A 20,353-nucleotide genomic window follows, 5' to 3' on the forward strand; every position below is an offset into this window, starting at 1 on the left:
CACCGATCACTGGACTTTCCATTGGCCCCAAAGTTTCGGGGTCAGTTCGGCTTCGCTAGGAACGTCGGCAGTGATCGCGGTGGCTTTGTTGCTCCAGTAGACACGTTGTGTCGTCTGGCCGCCGGATCCACGTAGGACTCCGATGTCGGCGTGCACAATGTCGTCGGATTCGGGAGCCCAATGCAACGTCGCAAGGGGAACGCTGATTTCATAGTTGCCAGCTTTGTCGGTGGCGAAGTTCACTTGCGAGGTAACGTCCTTGACGACATCGATGTTGATCGTCCGCCAAGGACTACTGAAGGCGACCGGATCTTTCGTACCGGGGACTTTGGCACGATAAAGCATGGCTCGCGGTTGGCCGTTCACCAGCGTGACCAACAACCGTTGATCGGTGTCGGTTTGCAACATCAGATCGAGACAGCCACCGGTCTTGAAGAGTGCATTGGGCGTCTCCCCACTGTTGACAAGCAAGTCTTTTTCGGTTGTTCGCCAAGCCGCAAAGAGCCGGTCGTTGGCGATGCAGATCGAGGCGCTCACTTCATACGGGCGTGAGTTGCTGTTGAAGTTGGCCTTGGTGCCGCGCCGGTCAATCATCGCCCACTCGACGGTAGCGGGCCAGTCGTTGAGTTTGCCATCGACTGTCGGCGGTTCCGTGCGAATCGGCACGGCGAGGACGCCAGTTCCGTGGGCCTTCTGCCGCGAGATTTCGGAACGGGCGAACCAATCACGGGCCTTCTCAAGATCGCCGGTAGTGACGGTGAGCTTTTGATCGGGCAGGCGTTTTAGACTGTCAAGTCCATCGACACGTACGAGGCTGGTCCGAGCACCGTCAACAACGAAGACCTTGCCGTCGGGTGTCTGGGTCATGCTGGGCCAAAAGTTCTCGTCGTGCAGCGAGACGTCGGTAACGTCCATATTGCGCGTCGCGACAGGTGCCGCCCAATTCGGTCGTAGTCGGATGTCGTGGAACAAAGTGCTCACGAACAATCCGTCCGCCGTGAAAAGATACATGTTCCCCATGTTTCCGTTGACGCCGAACATCGGGCCGGCGGGACCGGCGATGAAATCGCCGAGCAAACGTGTATGACCAACGACCATACCGGGGCGATCTGGTACGGCCGCTTCGTGGCTGGCATGGAGACCAGGCCACGGGCTCGGATAGCTCCAACACGGCTCGCCCCGATACATGCCGCCGAGCCCATGCGGCGAAAACGGCGCGGTGGCATTCGTGGAAAGCGTCCACTCATTGCGGTGCAACGTCTGGTTTCCGCCACTCGACGGTGGCTTGCCGCCCGCAGGCCCGAGACGAATGGGCTCGAATTCGTAATGCGGCACGCCCTCGGCATCGATGCTCGTGGGTCGGAACATCGCGGTGTCTTCACCCAGTTGCGTGACGACAAATTCGAGATCACCCGTCACGGTGACGCCGCGTGCCATGCCTTTCTTCATCTGTAGTTCGGTGATTTGCGGTTTGCCGTCGGCGTTTAAGTCGCTCCACAGAAACGTGACACGTTTGTCTGGCCGTGGGTTGGATTCCCCAGGCTTCGAATCGACTGGCCACGCGGCGATAAACTCGGGTTGTTTGAGCAAATTCCACGAATGCGCATCACCAAACGCGGCGACGAGTTGAGCTTCCTTGCCGGTGTCGAGCCAAAGAAACGCCGCATTGTCACCACCCGTGGGAGTGTGCGTGTAACAACTCGTGAAGTAACGCCGGCCTTTCGCGTTCGACGGATACAACGGCCAATCGGGCGAGAAGTGACCGTAGTGCGCCTCGAGCAGCGGATCGGGGCGAGCGAAGACACGTTTCAACGAATCCGTACCGTTTTTCCAATCGAGCGCAAACTCAAGTCCCTTATAGAAAAACACGTTCGCATCTCGCGAGTCGAGCACACCGCCACCGCCGTATTCGGTGGGTCCGTAGAACGTACTTACGAGCTCGCCGTCGACCGACCAAACGGAAACGCGACGCGGATAGTTGTCGTTTTCGGCAACCCATACGCGACCTCGCGAATCGAGCGTGAGGCCGTTGGGATTGTTCATGTGTTGGGGATCATAAGCACCAACCGTGGGTGCTCCCGCTTTGCCGATCGCTTTGATGAGCTTCCCCGCAGACGTGAAAACTTTGATTTGATGCGAGGAACAGCGGTCGCTGATGAAATACTGGCCGTTTTTATCGATCGCGATATGTCTTGGGTCCTCGAGCCCCTCAGCAATGACCGTCTCGGCCTGCGTCGCCTCAACCGAAGGGTAAGCGAGTAGTTGATTCCCGCTGAGCACCAACATGCGACCCTGGGCATCAAAGGTGACACCGCGTGGGCTGTTAACAGGCAACTGGCCTGCAAGCTCACCGGACCTCCCATCAACGAAGAGCAATTCGTTTTGCCTCAGCATCGCACAGACCAAGATGCCGTCATGCACCGCGAGTCCACTCAACACGAACTTGCGATCCCCGCCTTCGAATCCTTCGATAAGCGGTGGCCTTGGATCCGTGGGTTTCCTCGGACGCGGGTCTTCTCCGAGTTGGGTTTGAAAGATGGGCTGGTCGCCGAGCGTTTTGGTTTTCGCAGTGAGACGTAGCTCGCCTTCCCAAACAGAGCCGACGTAGCACAGATGATCCGTGTCGGAATTCGGCCCCGAATCGACAGCCAGTGTCGGGGCACCGGTCCAATGGCCACCGACCCAGTGCTGGCCACCAATTTTGGTGCCATCTTCACGCAACCATTGCAAACCATGTCCACCCTCGGCGACATAGCAACCCATGAAGATGAGTGGTTTCCCATCCGCAGTACGACTGCCCGGCACAAACGCCATGCTGGTGGGAGGTGTGTGCGTCGTGAGCCAGCAGCCGGTGTTGTCGGCGGTCTTCCATGCCGGTTTGCCGGCGTTGTAGATACTGAACTCGTAATGCAAACTCAGCGGTTCTCGCCACAGGCCGCGGACCGTGTATTCGCCTGGCGCGACGGGGCGAGAGGGGATGTGATAGACACCATGAGCCGCCGCCTGCGGATCTCGCAGCAAATCGTCGCTGCCATCCCACCACGCGATGTTCTCGCCCGCGGGGAAAGGCGTTTCGCTCACGAGATTACGCACGCGCCGCCCGTCTTTGTCGTCGATAACCAGCGTCACAAGACCCGCTTCGGGCAGCGTGAACCTCACCGGAATCGGCGGCGGTTCCTCGCCTTGCTTGGGCACCACCAGACTCGCCAACGTTGCGTCTCGCACGGGCGATAGCGTCATCAGTTCGCCGAGCCAAACACGGCGTCCGTCTTTTTTCTTGCTGGTCACATGTGAATGCCGCTCGTTAGATGGCGCCGTCATACGGACGCGTAATGCCCGAGTGCTCACCTCGTGATCCAAGGCAATCCAGTTCGGCCCGAGTTGACTCGGATACCACGATCGCAGGTCACGTCCGCTGCCGACACGAACCCATGATGCTTCGGGAGCCTCCCGCACGTTCGTGTCGTCAGCACCCGTGAAGGCATCGATTTCGCACTCGGCAAAACCGGTCCACAACAGACAGAGGCCGCTGATTTTCACCGCCTTCGGCCACGTCAGCGTGACGATTTCGGGATGCTCGGCGGATACCGGCAACGCCGCGCCGTTTTCGGCATTTTCCCAAGTCTGCCAAGTGCGGTTGTGCGACTCATCGACGATCTTCATCGAAACATCATCACGAGCCCGCGACTGCACCAACGCCTGCGGGGCCACATTCGCTAAACGATTTGGTAACAGCCAAACCGCGGCGAGTTGCCCCGCCATCTCGGAATCTCCGGCCGCAGGTGTATGACTGAAACGCAGTGCCCGTGTCGAGGTCCCCGGAGGCAATACCCACAGACCGTAGTCACCGCGTTCCACCTCCGCATTCGACTCCTCTCCGTCAACCAACCTCTGCGCCGGAATCCAATGCGATTCATTCGAAAGATCGCCCGGATACGCCGCGTCCGCCTTCAACACACTTAGGGAACCGCCACCACCGACCAACACGCTGCCCACCTCAACGGACTGCGTAAAACCGATGCGCAAATGCCTCGTTCCTGCCTCTCGGCCCGCACCGTAGGTCATGCCTTTCCAGTGCGGAGTCGATTGCGTGCACCACACAACCGCCTTGGGCCCGAGTCGAGCCGCTTCATTGTCACCTTGAATCAACGACTCGGGTGCGTTGCCTACGCGTCCGGCAAACGTCGCACGATCGAGCAACAACGCGTCGAAAGCCGGAAAGGGTTCAGCGACGCGAGCTTGTGCCAAAACAATTTGATCTCCACCGGCGAAGAAGATCGCCAGCAACACACCCGCGAGCGGCGAGTTGAAGAGATTGCGTGTGAGTCGCATGTTGGTGAGGTCCTGATGGTTTACTCGAGTGTGAATGTTCCCCAGGCTGCGGGAACAAGGTCCGCTTCGCCGGGGATGTCGTTGACGAGACCGGTGGCTTTGTTGCTCCAATATTGGCGGGAAACCGTTTGAGTGCCACCATCACTGAACAAAACGCCAACGTCAGCTTTGAGCTTGAGACCGGACTCGGGAGTGATGCCAATTTCGTTCCATGGGATGGACGCTTCCACGATGAAGCCTCCTTGCGTGCCCGCGGATGCGAGAGTCACGCCGCGAGTTACGACAACGCGGTCGAACGAGATCGTCCGCCACGGGGAGCTGAAATCGAACTTTTCCGACGCCGCGGCCCCGGGAGCCTTCTTCACGTTCAAAACCGCAATCGGTGTCTTGCGGTCTTTGAAAGTCATCAACAGACGCAAATTCCCAGCGTCGTCATTCGCTCCATCGGGACCAATCATGAGGTCCACGGCGTCGCCGGTCTTGAACAACAAACGATCGTCCTGACCAACATTTTTCATCGCGGAACGCGGGGCGAAAACACGGTAGGCGAGGTAGAGATTCTGGTCGTCGTAACTGGCCAAGACACGAGCGTAACGCCGGCGGGTGTTTTCTTGAACGTTCATTGCAAGCTGCTCGTCATCCATCAGTGCCGGCCACTCGGTCGCCTCGCCATCCACGTTCGCGGTACCGCGTGGGACCGTGAATGCTTTCGGTGCGGACGTCTCGGCCAATTTCTGCGACAGCAACGTCTGTGCCTCGGCAAACTCCGCATGCGTGTAAGTAAACTTACCGCTGATGCGTCGAATCGATTCGAGGCCGGTGACTTCAATAACCCTCGCATCGGTGCCACCATTGGTGAGGTAAGTCTTGCCCTCAGCGGTGCGGATGAAGTTGCCGCCAAAGCTTTCGCCACCCGCGGTGGTGGCGTCGAGCGACATGCCCCGTTCAGCATGCGCGGGTTTCTCTGAATAACCGCGTGTGTCCCTAAAGAGCGACTGTACAAAGAGCCCATCGTGGGTGAACAGGTAGTTCTCACCCAGGTTGCCGTTGAGGCAAAAAATCTCGCCTGCCTCGTCGTTGCTTTCATCACCCACCTGGATCACTCCCAGGAACGAAGATGGACCGATCAGATAACCTGGACGCGCCGCTTTGGCACGATGCGAGCCATGGACGGAAAGGTGCCGATTTGGATAACCACCCACGACACGTCCGCTCGGCTCGACCATGATCAGCGGATCTTGGTTGATGTAGATGCGACCATTCGAACCGCCAATGATTTGCCCCTCACCATTGCCACCGCCGATGATTTCGCGGTCAGGACGAATAACGCGTGGCTTCGTGACGTCGTAGATCGGTGCACCGGCTTTGGTGTAGCCGGCAACGGGGAATTGAACCAATTCTTGACGGTTTTTGACCGCGTAGGTGATGGTGCCCTCGGTATCAGGCAATTGGCCCCAGTAGAAACTACGCAGGTCGACCGGTTCGTCATCGATCTCGATACTCGCGAATTGCAACTCCGAATCTTGCACCAGACCATCCCCGTTTTCATCGGCCCACGAATAGCGTTGCCTATCACGTCCGGCAAATAGATGTTCGTATTTGGAGAACCGGCCCTGGTTGGCCTGACCGTGCCCCACAACACCCGTGTGGGCCACCGAACGCCAATGCGTACCATCAAAGACGGTACAGTGCACGTCGCTGGAACCTCGTCCGGCTCCGGTCGTATACACATAAAGCAGTCCGTTCTTCTGCATGACGCGGCTGGTCAAGTTATGAACGGATGGTGGAAAGAGGTCATCGGGATTCTCGCTTTTCCCAACCGAGTAGATTGGTTCGGACGTTCCGGTCTCCCAATCCAAGCGGTAGACGGTGTCGTCAGCAAATCCCATCGAGGGATCGTAGGGGTTCACCGTACCGGCACCCGCGTAACTGGTAGTGCCGCTGAGATCTTTGATCAACGCACCGCTGTCAACATTCCACACGCTGGTCCGTTTGGGATTCTCGGTTTCTTCGGTCACCCAGAGGTGATTGCGACTGTCGATCGCGATACCCGCCGTCTGCCGCATGGCTCCGGCAATGAACTGACCATGGTGCGGACGCCCACCACGTTTGCCGATCTCTCTCAGCGGTTTCCCATCGGCTGAGAAAACTTTCACGTTCTGATCAGTGCCACGCACCGAAAGATAAACGCGGCCATCCGCTCCCGCCGCCAATCCCCAGGCATCGACGTACGTTTGCGTGGTAAACGGACGGATGCCTGCCTTGTCGTCGGCGATAAGAATCCGGCCTTTCGAGAGAACGAGCAGCTCGCTCTGCGATGTGTACGCGACTGACTTCGGCTCATCGATCGCGATGCGAGAGAGCAACTCACCGGTCACGGCATGATACAGACGTACCTCATTTTCGCGTGCAAAAGCAGCAGCAAGAACATCGTGATGCCAAGCGATGGAACGGAGGTTTGCCTCGGTTTTCGCGGCGGCCAATCCCGGCAGTTCAGAGACGACGAGGTCGACAGGATGAAACTCATGTCCATCATTGTCTTTCTGCACGGTGCCCCATGGCACGTAACTTCCATCGGCGAGCGTGACTCGATAGATGAGCGATTGCTTGCCCTCAGTCCCCACCCACAAGGTCGTGCCGTCTGTGGCGAGTGAAATGTGTCCGCCATCAAAAGCGACCCGATTGCTGAGCCCCCACAAACGCTGGCCGTCCAGATCAGTGGCGATGAGATGTTTGCCTGCCTCGCCCATCGGTGTGGCGAGAGCAACGAACTTGCCTGCCGCAGCGGCCGCTTGCGGTGCAGTGTGGTCGCCGTAAAAAGCTCCCCGCCCATCGTCAGTCGACCACGTCGGGCTCCCCGGGTTGGCGAATGAGAGGGCGTACTTGAGATGAATGCCGTCGTGGGTCAAGACATGGAACCGATAGTCGCCCGGCAACACGGGCTTGCCCGCGTCATCGAGACCATCCCACTTCTCGATGTTCTTCCCGGCCGTACGAGATTGTGCGGCAATGAGATTGCGCACCCGTCGGCCATCAGAATCATCGATCGCCAGAGTGACCTTGCCGTCTTTTAAAAGCTCATACTCAATCTCCACCGGCCCCGTCGGCTGTCCTTCGATCTGTCTCTTCATCCACGCGGGCTTAGGCAGGTTCAAGTTGCCTTCGGCTTCCAGAATAAGATCGCCCCAACCTTTGTGATTGGTGAAGAAGAACTCACGACCATTCGCTCCCTCACTGAGGTTGTCCGCATAGCGATGAGACGGCCAGTCGCCTTGCCCCCAGAAAAGCTCAACGCCCAATTGAAACTGATCGCCGGCCTCATACTTCTTGTCCGTCACGAGCGACCACGGCAGCTTCATCTCTTGCACGTAACCCTGCTCGTTGGTGTCCTTCTGATACGCGGTCTCGACGCCTCGTTCTAATATCCAACCTTCCTGGTGAAACAATGTCTCGGCACCACCGCCGAAAGGCGTGTTCAAATCCTTGCCACGGTCGAGATATACCCCCGGCTTCTTCTCGCCGGCAAAATACCATGCGGTGATGTGGCTAATCCGCTCAGTCTTGAAACGTACTTGCACACTGTCACCTGCCCAAGCCTTGTGAGCTTGATAACGCGGATCATGCCGGTTGCCCATCGGCGTCGTGTCCGCGAAGTGAACTGAGATGTAAAGATTCTCCGCGTCGTACATCACCGCGACTTTGGCGGAATACACCTCTTGAAGCGACTCCAAGTCATAACACATCAATGTCTGACCCGAGAGATCCCAATCCGCGAGGTTACCATCAATGACGACCTCATCGGGAACCGGCACTGCATGCAGACCACGGTTGTCGGTCTGCGTCGCGGACGCGGAAGAAACGAAGCCTAACCAAACGACGGAGAGACAGCACAAAAGAAGCTTGTAATTATTGTTCATCAAACAAAAGACTTTAGTGGGATACAAAGGGAAACACTTTGGCGTCGCCGCCCGCAACACAGAGGCTCTCGAGACGCAATTCTTGTTCGATTCCATCGGAAAAGACCGGCTCGATCTCAATCGTGTGATCGCAGTCAGCGGCGAGGTTTTCGGAAATAACGGCCACATGGTGCGTGTTGCCGTTCGCTCTGGCAGAAAGACTCGCGGCATCAAACTCACACAGTGGTTCCTCCGCGTTGGGCAGCACCCGCTCAACTAGCTTTCCGTCGATATAAACGCGGTATTTGGCGGACTTAATCGTCCCCTCGCCGAACAGCAAAACCATCGTGCCGCGAAACGTGATGTTCAGCCGAGCGACTTGCTGTGAAGAATGCGTTTTGTCCACTACGCTCTTCGTTTCAATGTGACTTGACGCAACCACCTCGTCATCGAGCCATCGCGACATCAGCATGTCGTAGTACGCAGAGCTGAGATGGGGCGAGTCTTTCCGCCATCCAATGGGCGGCTTGCCGAGCGTGGAGAGACGGACACGAACCTGGTTCATGTATGTCTCGTCGTGGACCATCTGTTGCGGAGCCGCGCAGACGACTTGCCGTTGCACACCGTCTTCAAACGCACCCCATGCGGCGTCAGCAAAAAGCTGGTAACCGACATCGCAGGGATGCACGAGATCGACGGGCCAGAGTTGCTCGACGGTGATCGCTCCGGCCTTCACTCGTTCCACCGCCAGCGAGATCGCGTCTCCGACAGTCGTTTTGTACGCCTTCGAGAGAGCCAGGTGCGCAGTGCGACGTTTCATCTTGTCGAAATCCGCCGCCTTCACGTCCCAACCAAACGGGAAAATCACCTGCACCAACGGCGAACGGGCTTCGAGGATGATGCGCCGCATCAACGACTCATACGAGGCCAGCGTTTCAGGGGAGGCTTCGTTAATGCCGTCATTCGCAGAGAAATCCAAGAACACGAGATCGGGCTTGTGACGCAACACATCGCGATCCATCCGAAACACGCCGAGCTGCGAGTTGGTACCGCCGATGGCTGCATCGTGAAATGTGAAATGTGCCCGTGGATACGCCGCTTCCAACCGCTGAGCGAGCAGCGCACGATACGAAGTTAATTGAGGATCCGTGGCATTCGCACCCCAAGTGAGCGACGCACCAAAGAAGACAACGCTTAGCCGTTCTCCCGCTTTCGCCCGTTGATCGAATTCAACAAACGAGGGCGAGGTCATGCTCATGGCCCTGAGCGGAAACGCGAGGATGAACAAAAGTACAGAAATGATCAGGTGAGTGCGCATGCGACCGAGTCTGCCGTGCCATGTTGATTTGTCCAACTGGCATATGGCGCGACTCAGCTTGATTACACGCCAAATAGCGGCCGAATTACAACCTTTTCCAGATCGCCGTTACACTGACGCACCTCGCGGTACGACGTCGACCTGTCTGAAGCGGCATCTGCGGTGATCGGGGCCATCGATGATGTCATCGTGTTCGGCAAGGCCCCGACTGCCGAAGAGGCCGCGATGCTGACTGAACCATCCAACGTGACCACCACCGAAGTAAACCAATCAATGTCAACTCCAAACGCGACAGGACATCCCGTCATGAAAATCGCTCGACTGCTCTGTACTTTATGTTGGATGCTCGGCGCGGGGGCGTGTTCAGCAGCCGATCGCCCGAACATCCTGTTTGTGTTGACCGAAGACCAGGGTGCACACTTGAGCTTGATCGGCACGCCGGGCCTACAAACACCTCACATGGATTCGCTGGCGAAATCGGGGACCTACTTCAGCAGCGCGTTCGTCGCCTACCCCGTGTGTTCCGCATCCAAGGCGGCGTTCTACACAGGCCTACACAGCCACACCAACGGCATCCTGAACAACACGCACAACTTCCACATGCCCGCCGACCAGGTCAGCAAAGCACAGCGAGAACTGCGACTCGCCAAAACCAACCGCATTCGAGGCAAGTATCTAACGTTGACAGAGATCCTGAAAACTCACGGCTACTACCAAGGTGTCACCCATAAGCTGCATGTGTTACCGAACGAGAAGTTTCCGTATGACGAATTCCTGCATGGCGGCCGGGCTGAGATCGCGGGCTTCATCGAAAACGCTACCGAACGCGAGCAGCCCTTTTTCCTAATGGTGAATATCGCCAACTCACATCGCCCCTATCCAAACAGTGACAAGACGACGATCCGCGTCGGTCCAAACGAAGTCCGGCTACCGCGATACCTTCCGGACTCACCTGAGGTTCGCAAAGACTGGGCGGAGTACCTAGCCGGAATCGAACAGGCGGACGCATTAACCGGCGAAGCTCTCGATGTGCTCGAACAATCAGGCCAAAGCGACAACACCATTGTGATCTTCATGAGTGATCACGGGCCTACCTTTCAGCATGGCAAAATGACTCTGTATGACCTCGGTCTACGCGTGCCACTCATGATTCGTGGTCCCGGAATCGCTCGCGACGAGAAGTGTCCGGAACTCGTGAGTGAATTGGATCTGCTGCCGACGATTCTGGATTTGTGTCAGATCGATCAATCCTTTGACTATCCGCTTCACGGCAAGTCGCTTGCGGGCCTGCTCGCCGGCGACGAATCCGCGAAGGGCCATGACTACCTATTTGCTGAAATCTCCAACCGCGGGCCACTGCCTAACAACGGGATGCAAGAGCGAAGCGTCTTTGACGGCCGATGGAAACTGATCTACCGCGAGAAAGTCGACACTGCGTGGCGACAGGTGAATGCCGATAGTCGCGAATTCAAAATCTGGGGAAACCGAACTTACTCCGAAACGATTCGGCTCAAAGATGAGCATCCACAGCAGTTTCGAATTTTGGCAGAGATGGATCCACAAAACCTAGGAGGCGAGGTTCCGACGCTCGAGCTTTACGACCTGCAGTCCGACCCAGATGAAATGAAAAACCTTGCCGGGGCAGCTCAGCATCGCGACCAACAAAACAGGCTGCTCAGCGCACTTAGAGACTGGGTGAAATCCACGAACGATCCCGCCGTCGCTCCCTAACCTAAGCGTGGAACGAGGTTGTGTTGCGACTCAACGATTAGTTGCTGCAGTGGCCCTTCGTTCCGTTGCAACAACGGCCAGAATGATTGCGCCGCCAAGCGTAACCCGGCAAACTGAATGAGGTTTCGTTCTCGCCCCCCCTGATTGATTGAAATAAGCGTGAGCGGCAACACGTCGCGTTCACTTCAAAATGAGCGTTCGGTTGAACCGATTGTTCACGATGGCGCAATCTACACACGAGAATCTAGGTTTCAAATTTCAGAACGGCTTTTTCTACTCAACGATACACACGCGAACACGACCGATGTTATTTGAGGCACCACAGGGTCCGCAACGGTTCGTTATTCATTTACCAACGTTTGTATGCTGTTTAAGTCGTTTCTATCGAACTGGAATTACGCCGCAGGTCCAGTCGAGCGTTCGAATGTGGATGATGCCGTCAACGTTTTTCGAGACGTTCTTGGAATTGACTTGTACCCGGTTCAAGTCGAAGCGGCCATCGCGTTGACGGCGGGGCGAATTGTCGAGGTTCAAACCGGCGAAGGGAAGACGTTCATCACGGGGCTGGCGGCTGCTCTTCTCTCCAGACGCGAGATGGGCGTTCATGTCGCGACAACCAATGAGTATTTGAGCCGTCGCGACTTTGAGCAACTTCGAGCCGTCTTCCGATGTCTCGGCAATTCGGTTGCATGCCTCCGAAGCGATCAAAGTGCAGAACAAAAACGCGCCGCCTATCAATGCGACATCACTTATGGTGCGGGGAGCGAGTTCGGATTCGACTATCTTCGCGACCAGGTAAAACTGACCAGTCAAACTCGCACGCCCACCGGGCAACGGTTTATGGATGCGTTGCATGGATTTCCGCCGGAAGCCTGCGTTCCCGTCCAATCACGACGCGGTGTCGCGATTGTTGACGAAGCCGACAGCGTGATGATCGATGAAGCAGGGACACCTTTGGTGCTCGGGTCCGCGACGAACCTCTCAATCGCGGACGAAGCAGCTTTGAAAGTGGCTGACAATATTGCCCAAAGGTTGCGCAACGGAACCGACTTCCATCTGGTTGAATCTCGCTGCGTCCTCGCAAAGTCTGCGGTCGCCATCATGAGAAACGCGTTAGATCAGGTGGACACAAAATCGCTGCGACGGCCTTGGAAACAGTATGTCACGCAGGCCGCCTTAGCTCGACATCGATACATTCGCGACGTGGATTACGTTGTCAGCGATGACAAGATCGCGATCATCGATTCCCACACCGGACGTATTCACGCGGAACGAAACTGGCGGGGTGGCTTGCACCAAGCCATTGAGATGAAGGAAGGCTTGCCGCTCACGGATCAATCTCCAACGGCTGCACAAATCACTCGTCAACGATTTCTGAAGCAATATGATTTGCTTTGCGGATTAACTGGGACCGCGACCGGAAACGAACAAGACTTTAAGCGTTTTTTTGATCTTAGGATCCAGGTGTTCCCAACTCACCAACCATGCATTCGTCGAACGCATCCCGCTCGATATTTCGCATCAAGAGAGCAGAAAGAACGCCATGCCTGCCGCGAGGCGATTGAGGTTGCAACTGGGGGCCGCGCCGTGCTGGTGGCCACTCGTTCCGTCGACGAAGCCAATCGAATTGGCAACATGATTCGAACCGAATTTCCTGCGGTTTGTGTCTTGCATGGGATGCAAGACGAGGATGAAGCTGAACTGGTTGCCATGGCGGGGCAAGCGTTCCGTATCACAGTGACCACCAGCATCGCGGGACGGGGAACGGACATCAAGGTCGCATCGTCGGTACTCGAAAAAGGTGGAATGCATCTGATTTCCACGCAGCACTATGATTCGCTGCGGGTGGATCGTCAGCTAGCCGGCCGCGTTGCTCGACAAGGCGAACCGGGAAGCGTGCAACAATTGGCCTCTCCCGAGGACACGATCTTTCAAACGCACAGTTCGACGATGCCCTTGGCGCGGCGAATCAGTGCAAAGTTATTCCGAATCACCAAGGATAGGGCTGTGTGCCTTCCGAGCATGGACACCGCCATCAAGAGGCTTCAACAGCAGTTGGAGTCCCGTGGGCATGCCCGTCGTTTGCAGTTGGTTTCCCGTGACTGTTGGATCAGCAAAATTCAAAACGAGGTCGCATGATGCGATTCATCCAATCAATCTCACAACGTCGAGTACCGGCCCAATGCCTGCGTTCCCGCACCATCCTCTTGGCGGCGTGTTTGATGGGCATTGGCATATGCCCCAATCCCACGATGGAAAAAGTTGCTGCTGAGGACTGGATTTCGTTTACCGAGCCGATACATCGGATCGAACTAGCCGCGAAGGAATCTGGACGAATTGAGGAGGTACTAGTCAAAAGTGGCGATGAAGTGCAAGCAGGGCAGATCGTTGTGCAATTGGATGACGCACTGCATCGCATTGGGCAACAGGTCGCCGAGTGCGAAGCAACCGATCTCTCCAAAATTGAGCAATTCGAAGCAGAGCTAGAAAGCTACCAGCGGCACGCGGACAACGTTCGGCGATTGTTTGAAACTGGCGCGACCAGTCCAGAGGAACTTCGGGAATCAGAGCTCAAGGTTGCAACGCATCAAATCGCCATTCAAGCCGCAAAGAACGAGCACGAACAAAAGCGACTGCGGTTGCAGGAAGCGAACATACGTCTGGAACGTCGATTGGTGCGAACGCCCATTGCCGGCGTTGTCATCGATGTCATTGCGCAACCCGGTGAGTATGTATCCACCGCCAACCCGCATTTGCTGACGTTGGTACAACTAGACCGATTGCGTGCGACTTTCTTTCTACCAACTGAGGCTGCCGCCAAGCTATGTGTTTGGCAAAGAATCCAGCTGAAGCTGGAAGACAGCAATCAATCCAACGTGGTTGGGACGGTCGAGCACGTCTCTGCAATTACGGAAGCCGATAGTGGCTTGGTTCGGGTGGATGTGATCATTCCAAACGCGGAAGGGCTGTTCCGAGCCGGTGTTCGAGTTCACTTGATCTCACTCGAGCCTGTTGCACCACCGGAGGTTTTGGATCAATTAACAAAGCGACTCCAGTCATCCACGACCGGGAGTACAGTATTAACGTTGAATGCGCCCGTCATCGCTACCGCCGATCGAACTTTGCGAATGACAAACACGCCTTCGCAAAACTCTAACCAGCGGGGGGCATTCCATGTCCGCTAGTCTTCAAAACGCCCCCCGTTCGTCGCCTGCGCATGGGGTGACGGTGGAAAAGACGCTCGCTTCATCGGGAGCGGACCTGGAACTACGCAAACGCATCGCAGCGACCAACTCAAAATTGCACTCGGCGGCATGGTTAATCGAAGTGATGGAGGAGTTGTCGCGGACCCCATCGTTCGACGTTGCCTGTCAGGTTGCAGCGGATCACCTCCGACGGCATCTTTCGGCGCAGCGAGTGGTGTTTGTTGCGAATCAATCAAACCAAACCCATCGAGTTATCGCCGTCACAGATTCATCCGCGATCGATCAGGATTCCGAGCAATCCCGTCTCTATCGACAGGTAGCAGACGAGTCCTCAAAAAACGCCTCTGTCAGGGTGGCGAGCTCAGTAGGACGTTCGCAAGACGATACCGGCTATTCACATCAGCAATTGTGCGAAAAACAGGGAGACCTTGTCAGTATTCCTTTGCAGGATGAGAACGGACACGCGTTCGGATGCATTTTGATTCTTAGCCGGATAGGCTCTCTACTGGCCCGCGAAGGTATCGTCGAATTCGCCGATGCGTTGCGACGTCCATTAGCGGCTGTCCTGGAACAGACCAAACGAGCTGAACCCAATCGTTTGGAACGATTTTCTCAACGACTGCAAAAGGTGTCGCCTAGCAGCAAACTAGCTGCTTGTTTGATCAGCATGGCAATCGCGGGTAGCATGTTTCTTCCAGTCACCCACAACGTGACCTGTGATTTTGAAGTGGAGCCGACGCAACGCCATTTTCGCGTGGCTCCATTTGATGGTTTGTTGAAACACGTCAGCGTTGCTGCCGGAGACGAGGTCTCCACTGGTCAATGTCTGGCTGAGATGGAAGACCGGGAACTGATTCTTCAGTTAGATGAGCTTGCCGCAAAACGGAGCGAACTGGCAAAGAAGCAAGATCTCGAATGGATCGCTCATCATGCCTCCGAAGCCGTTGCTGCCGGATTGCAGATTGAACAAGTCGAGGCAAAGATCGAATTGCTGCAACAACGGCTGAAACGCACCAGCCTTCACACGATCGAAGCAGGGATTGTATTACAGGCGCCGTTGGAAGATCGCCAAAACGTCCCGGTGCATCAGGGCGATATGATCTTTGAAGTGGCACCATTGAATGAGCTACGAGCTTCGATCCTGGTCCCCACCCATGACATTCACCATATCGCGGTTGGCATGCAGGTGACCCTCGATATTGATGGCTTCGGTGGAACGGAATTGTCAGGCGTGGTGAGTCGGATCATGCCACAAGCGACGGCGATTGGGCACCGTCATGGATTTGTTGTGCATTGCTCCATCGAAAATTCTGCGGGCAGATTGCGCCCCGGGATGAACGGGACCGCAAAGATCGATGCAGGCCATCGATCATTGGCATGGGTGGTGTTACATCGCCCGGTCGAGCGTTTGCAGAAGTGGTGGTGAGGGGATGGCGAACGCAATCGAACCTGCCGAGTCCAGCGTGACCAGCGGTATGGATGCTGCGACGTTGTTCGACTCGCAGACCGTTGATCTGATGTCCGTCTCGCCCGAGTTGCGGTCCGATTTGAGCGTCGTGCGTCATTCGTATCGCGGTACACCGTGCTACATGTTGGAGGATTTAGCGAGTGGTCGAAGCCATCGACTCGGTGAAGTCGAATTCGCGTTCTGTTCCGCCTTGAACGGTCATCATACCGTGGAGGAAGCGGTTGCTCTCGTGGCTCAGAAATATGGGGACGATGCGATCAGCAGTGACGAGGCGCTGAATCTTTTAGGTTGGCTTGTCGATTCGGGTCTGATTCACAACCGTTCGCGTCAAGCCGCAGCGGGCGTTTCTGATGCACAGACGCGTTTGGACCGGGTTCGCGGACGAGTTTCGATAGGAGCCTTGTTTCAAAAGGTTCGACTTGGAAACCCTGATCGATTTATCCAATCTTTGACAGACGCCATGTCGCGAAGTGTTTGTTGGGCAGCAATGATTGCATTTGGGATCTGCCTTCTCATCGGGTCAGCGTTAGCGATTGGGCACTGGGATCAATTGACCAATCAAGTGTTTCAATCCATCACCGCGGACCGCTGGGCTTCGCTCCTACTGACGTTTGCTGGCCTGAAACTGTTGCACGAACTTGGGCATGCCGTCGTGTGCAGAAGCTTTGGATGCGCGGTGCGTGGATGCGGGTTGGTGTTCGTCCTGTTTCTCCCGATGCCGTTTGTGGACGTTTCATCTTCCATTCTGCTAACGTCCAAATGGAAACGCATTGGAATCTCGGTAGCGGGCGTTGCTGTCGAAATCTGGGTAGCGTCAATCGCGGTGATTGTTTTTTCACTCACCCGTGATCCATTGACCCAACTGGCGTGCATGGACGTGATGATCGCAGCGTCGATTGTCACTTTGGTTTTTAACCTCAATCCCTTGATGCGTTTCGACGGCTATTATGTCTTGTCTGATTTTTTGGAGATCCCAAATCTAGCGTCACAAGGCTCCCAGGCTGTGCGGGCAATTCTCGGCAGGACGATTTGGGGCGGGACGTTGCGATGGAGTGATATCCCCGATCCTCGCGGTTGGATCCTCAGCTATGGCGTACTTGCGGGGATTTGGCGAATCGGAATTACGATCACCTTGATGATTGCCGCAGTGGGGTTGTTTTCAGGCTGGGGGATTCTTCTCGTGATCGCAGTTGTTTCCAAGTGGCTGCATCAACAGATCTCCAACTTTCTGCAACCGTTTGTCGACAAAGAATTGGGATCGGGAGGCGGGATTGCGTCAAAACGAATCGTACTTATCGGTGTGGTTGCGGTGATCTTCGGAGGATTGGCGATGACGTACCCGTTTAGCCGCACAACGACCTTGCCCACCAGCATCCGATTGTTAGACACGCAAACCATTCGTTGCTCCGAATCAGGGGTGGTACGGAAGGTTTTGGTGCAAACGGGCGACCAAATCAATCAAGGCGATCCGATCTGTCATTTGTCGAGCCCTGAGTTGGAATTCGAATTGGCGGAAGTGACCTCACAGTTGAAGTCTTCGGAGAACCTGCTTCGCCGACTTCATAGCCGCGGTGACATCGCCAGCTTTCAATCCGAATTGGTAAGAATGGAAACGTTCAAGCGCCATCAACGAATGCTCCAGCGACAACAGAATTCCTTGACGGTGATTTCGCCTCATTCGGGATTGATTGTCGATGGTAACTTGGATGACTTGCGAGGTCGATTCGTCAAACGAGGAGAGTCGATCTGCTCGATCGGCAACAGCCAATTTGCAGAAGTCGTCGCCATGTTGCCCGCGGACGAGTCATTGAGTTGGGAGGTTGGCTCAGCGCATCACGCTACTTTTTGGGTGGAGGGGCAGCCAGACCTTCCCATGCGGTTCTCGCTTCACTTGGATGCGCGCCAAGCCAGTGATCGAGTTGAGTATCCTGAGTTGTCAGTGCCGCTCGGCGGATCGTTGGCAGTCTATGGCGGGGGTCAAGGCACGGAGCCTCGGTGGGTTCAGCCGCAGTTGAAATTGCGGGCAATCATCGATCTCACCACAGATGATCCGCACTACCCCAAAATATTGCCTGGCCAGGTCGCGAACTGCCGTATTGAACTGCAAAACCGGCCCTTTCTATCGTCAATCTACGGATGGTGGACGGACAGTGGAATTGCATCGCGATGAAGCCCAAATCCTGAAACCGCTCAACTTGATCTGCATATTGTTGAAATCAGTTTCGGGTTGCATAGGAATTCAGACCTATGAACACCAGTTGAGATTCCTTTCGGAATGATGCAGAGGGTTTCGATAAACAAAGAGTGGTTTGAATCTTTTTGACCTGATATGTAGCCAAAGCGTTGCAATGGTGTTTCTTATCTCTCTTCGCAAGGATGTTTGTAGTGCCAAAGTTAAATGAGTGTCGCCACTCATCAATCGGTCAGAGAAGATCGCAATTCCACAAGGTATCCTGGAACATCGTCGTCGCAATCACGTGCGTTCTCGCGACGGCATCTTTGACATGGGCACAAAAAGGCGGAACACAGAGCAATGTTGTCAACTTTGCCGAACTGCAAGCTGTGGCTCTGGGAGTGACATTGGAAGAGGGTGATACTGAAATTCGTCCATTCGAGCATGGTTGGTGGGCTCCACATGTTGGAGTCGCGTTGCAAAGTCAATTCGTTCCTCAGGCAATCTCGCTGGAACAACTAATCATCGAAACCTTGCAGCATTCCGAACAGATCAAGGTCTTCAGCGAACTACCACTGATTCGGGAAACCGCAGTGATCGAAGCGAGTGCGGCATTCGATTGGAATCACTTCATGGATACGAGATGGGATGACGTCAGCGAACCGATTGGCAATTCATTGACGGCCGGTGCCGGCGCGACTCGATTCAACGATCACAATTGGACCGGGCGCAGCGGGGTGCGTAAACGCACCTACACGGGCGGGACATTCGACGTTTCCCAACAGTTTGGTTTTCAAGACAACAATTCGGAGTTTTTTGTCCCCAACCCGCAGGGCACTTCTCGTTTGGTGCTGGGGTTCACCCAACCGCTGATGGGCGGACGAGGAACCGTCTACAACAAAAGCCTGGTCGTATTGGCGCAAATCGACCGCAACGCGGCGAAAGATGAGTTTCGGCGGCAGACGGAATCTCATTTGCTAGAAGTCACTCGGGCGTACTGGTCACTCTATCTGGAACGAGCGTCCTACTTTCAACGCATCAATTTGTATCTTCTTGGAAAACAGATACTCGATCGCCTGGAGGCGCGTAGCACCCTGGATGCCGCGGATGTGCAGATCGCCGCGGCCAGAGCAGCGGTCGCATCACGCCAATCAGATCTGGTGCGTGCGAAAGCCGCAGTACACAATGCTCAAGCGCGACTGCGCAGCCTAGTCAATTCACCAGCATTAATCGATATCGAGTTGTTGCCAGCGGATGTTCCAACCTTAGATGTTAACCATGTCCATTTAGACGAAAGCATCGCGATCGCGTTCCAGCGTCGTCCTGAGGTCTTGCAGGCAATCAAGCAGAACAAGGCCGCGTGCGTTCGACTCAACATGTCGCGTAACGAGTTGAAGCCATTATTGAACTTGGTGACACAGACCTACTTATCTGGCCTGGAAGATCAAGGCGATTCGCTAGCCGCATTTTCGCGCCAGTTTGACACGGGTGCACCATCATATGGCATTGGATTCGTCTACGAACGCCCGATTGGGAATCGTGCGGCACAGACTCGGTTGCAGCGACGCAGACTTGAGTTGCGACAACTCGAGCACCAATATGCAACCACACTGGAGAGCATTCGCTACGAAGTGGTGGTTGGTGTGAATGAACTAAAAACCTCCGCCCAAGAGTTGGCTTCGAAATGGTTGGCCTTGGAAACACGTCAACGCCAACTTGAGGCATTGGAATCAAGGTGGCGTCAGCTACCACCTCGTCAAAACGGTGCAGCACTCGCCTTGCAAGACGTTCTTGAAACACAAGCAACCGTCACAAATGCCGAGTACGAGTATTTGACAGCTCAACTGACCTACAACTTGGCATTGGTCAATTTGAAAAAGGTGACCGGCACGTTGCTGAGCTCTGAACGGATCAACTTACAGCGGTACTATGAATGCAATTTGCCGACGCAGCAGTATTCCAAAGCGTATGCAAACGAGATGATCGTCGAGGATGAAATCAATTCAGATCCGATCAACATTTCGGATGACTCCGAAACGCAATACGGGACGCCGCCCCCCGTAACCATTTCGCCAGTTCTCTCCTATCTCGAATAGACTTACCAAGCAGCTTGCATTGATTCGCACCGCAGTTGCTCTGCAAGCCCACGGCCCCCAGGGGGAGCTCATTTTTCAACCATCTTTTCGGTCGCCGGACGCAGGTTATGTGCCGGGTATGTCCCGTTTGTTG

9 protein-coding genes are annotated in these 20,353 nt (G+C 55.5%); 6 read left to right on the top strand and 3 right to left on the bottom strand.

The window, feature by feature from the left end; translation table 11 throughout:
- Positions 1-6: 6 nt before the first annotated feature.
- The 3 genes from NB063_RS05055 to NB063_RS05065 are packed head-to-tail and all read right to left on the bottom strand — an operon-like array spanning position 7 to position 9,480.
- Positions 7-4,332 (bottom strand): NHL repeat-containing protein, encoded by a 4,326-nt coding sequence (locus NB063_RS05055; RefSeq protein WP_250927659.1) that lies wholly within the window; start codon positions 4,330-4,332, stop codon positions 7-9.
- 20 nt (positions 4,333-4,352) lie between these two features.
- On the bottom strand, positions 4,353-8,249 hold the full coding sequence (locus NB063_RS05060; RefSeq protein ID WP_250927660.1) for a FlgD immunoglobulin-like domain containing protein: 3,897 nt from the start codon (positions 8,247-8,249) through the stop codon (positions 4,353-4,355).
- Between the two features lie 13 nt (positions 8,250-8,262).
- Positions 8,263-9,480, bottom strand: a complete 1,218-nt coding sequence (locus tag NB063_RS05065) for an SGNH/GDSL hydrolase family protein (RefSeq protein ID WP_250927661.1) — start codon at positions 9,478-9,480, stop codon at positions 8,263-8,265.
- A gap of 228 nt (positions 9,481-9,708) precedes the next feature.
- Here NB063_RS05065 and NB063_RS05070 point away from each other — a divergent pair, with 228 nt between their 5' ends.
- The 6 genes from NB063_RS05070 (at position 9,709) to NB063_RS05095 (ending at position 20,220) form a co-directional block, all read left to right on the top strand.
- A complete protein-coding gene (locus tag NB063_RS05070; protein ID WP_250927662.1) occupies positions 9,709-11,277 on the top strand; it encodes a sulfatase family protein in 1,569 nt (522 codons plus the stop codon).
- Between the two features lie 363 nt (positions 11,278-11,640).
- Positions 11,641-13,416 carry a preprotein translocase subunit SecA gene (locus NB063_RS05075; protein WP_250927663.1) on the top strand — a complete coding sequence of 592 codons (1,776 nt, stop codon included), beginning with the start codon at positions 11,641-11,643 and terminating at the stop codon, positions 13,414-13,416.
- A gap of 113 nt (positions 13,417-13,529) precedes the next feature.
- Positions 13,530-14,462, top strand: a complete 933-nt coding sequence (locus NB063_RS05080) for an efflux RND transporter periplasmic adaptor subunit (protein WP_250927664.1) — start codon at positions 13,530-13,532, stop codon at positions 14,460-14,462.
- Positions 14,452-15,909, top strand: coding sequence for an efflux RND transporter periplasmic adaptor subunit (locus tag NB063_RS05085; protein WP_250927665.1), 1,458 nt, complete (start codon positions 14,452-14,454; stop codon positions 15,907-15,909). Before NB063_RS05080 ends, NB063_RS05085 begins: the two co-directional genes overlap by 11 nt.
- A gap of 4 nt (positions 15,910-15,913) precedes the next feature.
- Entirely contained in the window at positions 15,914-18,121 is a 2,208-nt protein-coding gene (locus NB063_RS05090) for a biotin/lipoyl-binding protein (RefSeq protein WP_250927666.1), read from the top strand.
- 215 nt (positions 18,122-18,336) lie between these two features.
- Positions 18,337-20,220, top strand: a complete 1,884-nt coding sequence (locus NB063_RS05095) for a TolC family protein (protein ID WP_250927667.1) — start codon at positions 18,337-18,339, stop codon at positions 20,218-20,220.
- Positions 20,221-20,353 lie beyond the last annotated feature (133 nt).

The sequence above is a fragment of the Aporhodopirellula aestuarii genome (genome assembly GCF_023701485.1).
GTDB lineage: Bacteria > Planctomycetota > Planctomycetia > Pirellulales > Pirellulaceae > Rhodopirellula > Rhodopirellula aestuarii.

Coding starts and splice junctions, on each gene's coding strand:
- NB063_RS05055 (WP_250927659.1), bottom strand. CDS start 4,332: ATGCGACTCACACGCAATCTCTTCAACTCGCCGCTCGCGGGTGTGTTG.
- NB063_RS05060 (WP_250927660.1), bottom strand. CDS start 8,249: ATGAACAATAATTACAAGCTTCTTTTGTGCTGTCTCTCCGTCGTTTGG.
- NB063_RS05065 (WP_250927661.1), bottom strand. CDS start 9,480: ATGACCTCGCCCTCGTTTGTTGAATTCGATCAACGGGCGAAAGCGGGA.
- NB063_RS05075 (WP_250927663.1), top strand. CDS start 11,641: ATGCTGTTTAAGTCGTTTCTATCGAACTGGAATTACGCCGCAGGTCCA.
- NB063_RS05080 (WP_250927664.1), top strand. CDS start 13,530: ATGGAAAAAGTTGCTGCTGAGGACTGGATTTCGTTTACCGAGCCGATA.
- NB063_RS05085 (WP_250927665.1), top strand. CDS start 14,452: ATGTCCGCTAGTCTTCAAAACGCCCCCCGTTCGTCGCCTGCGCATGGG.
- NB063_RS05090 (WP_250927666.1), top strand. CDS start 15,914: ATGGCGAACGCAATCGAACCTGCCGAGTCCAGCGTGACCAGCGGTATG.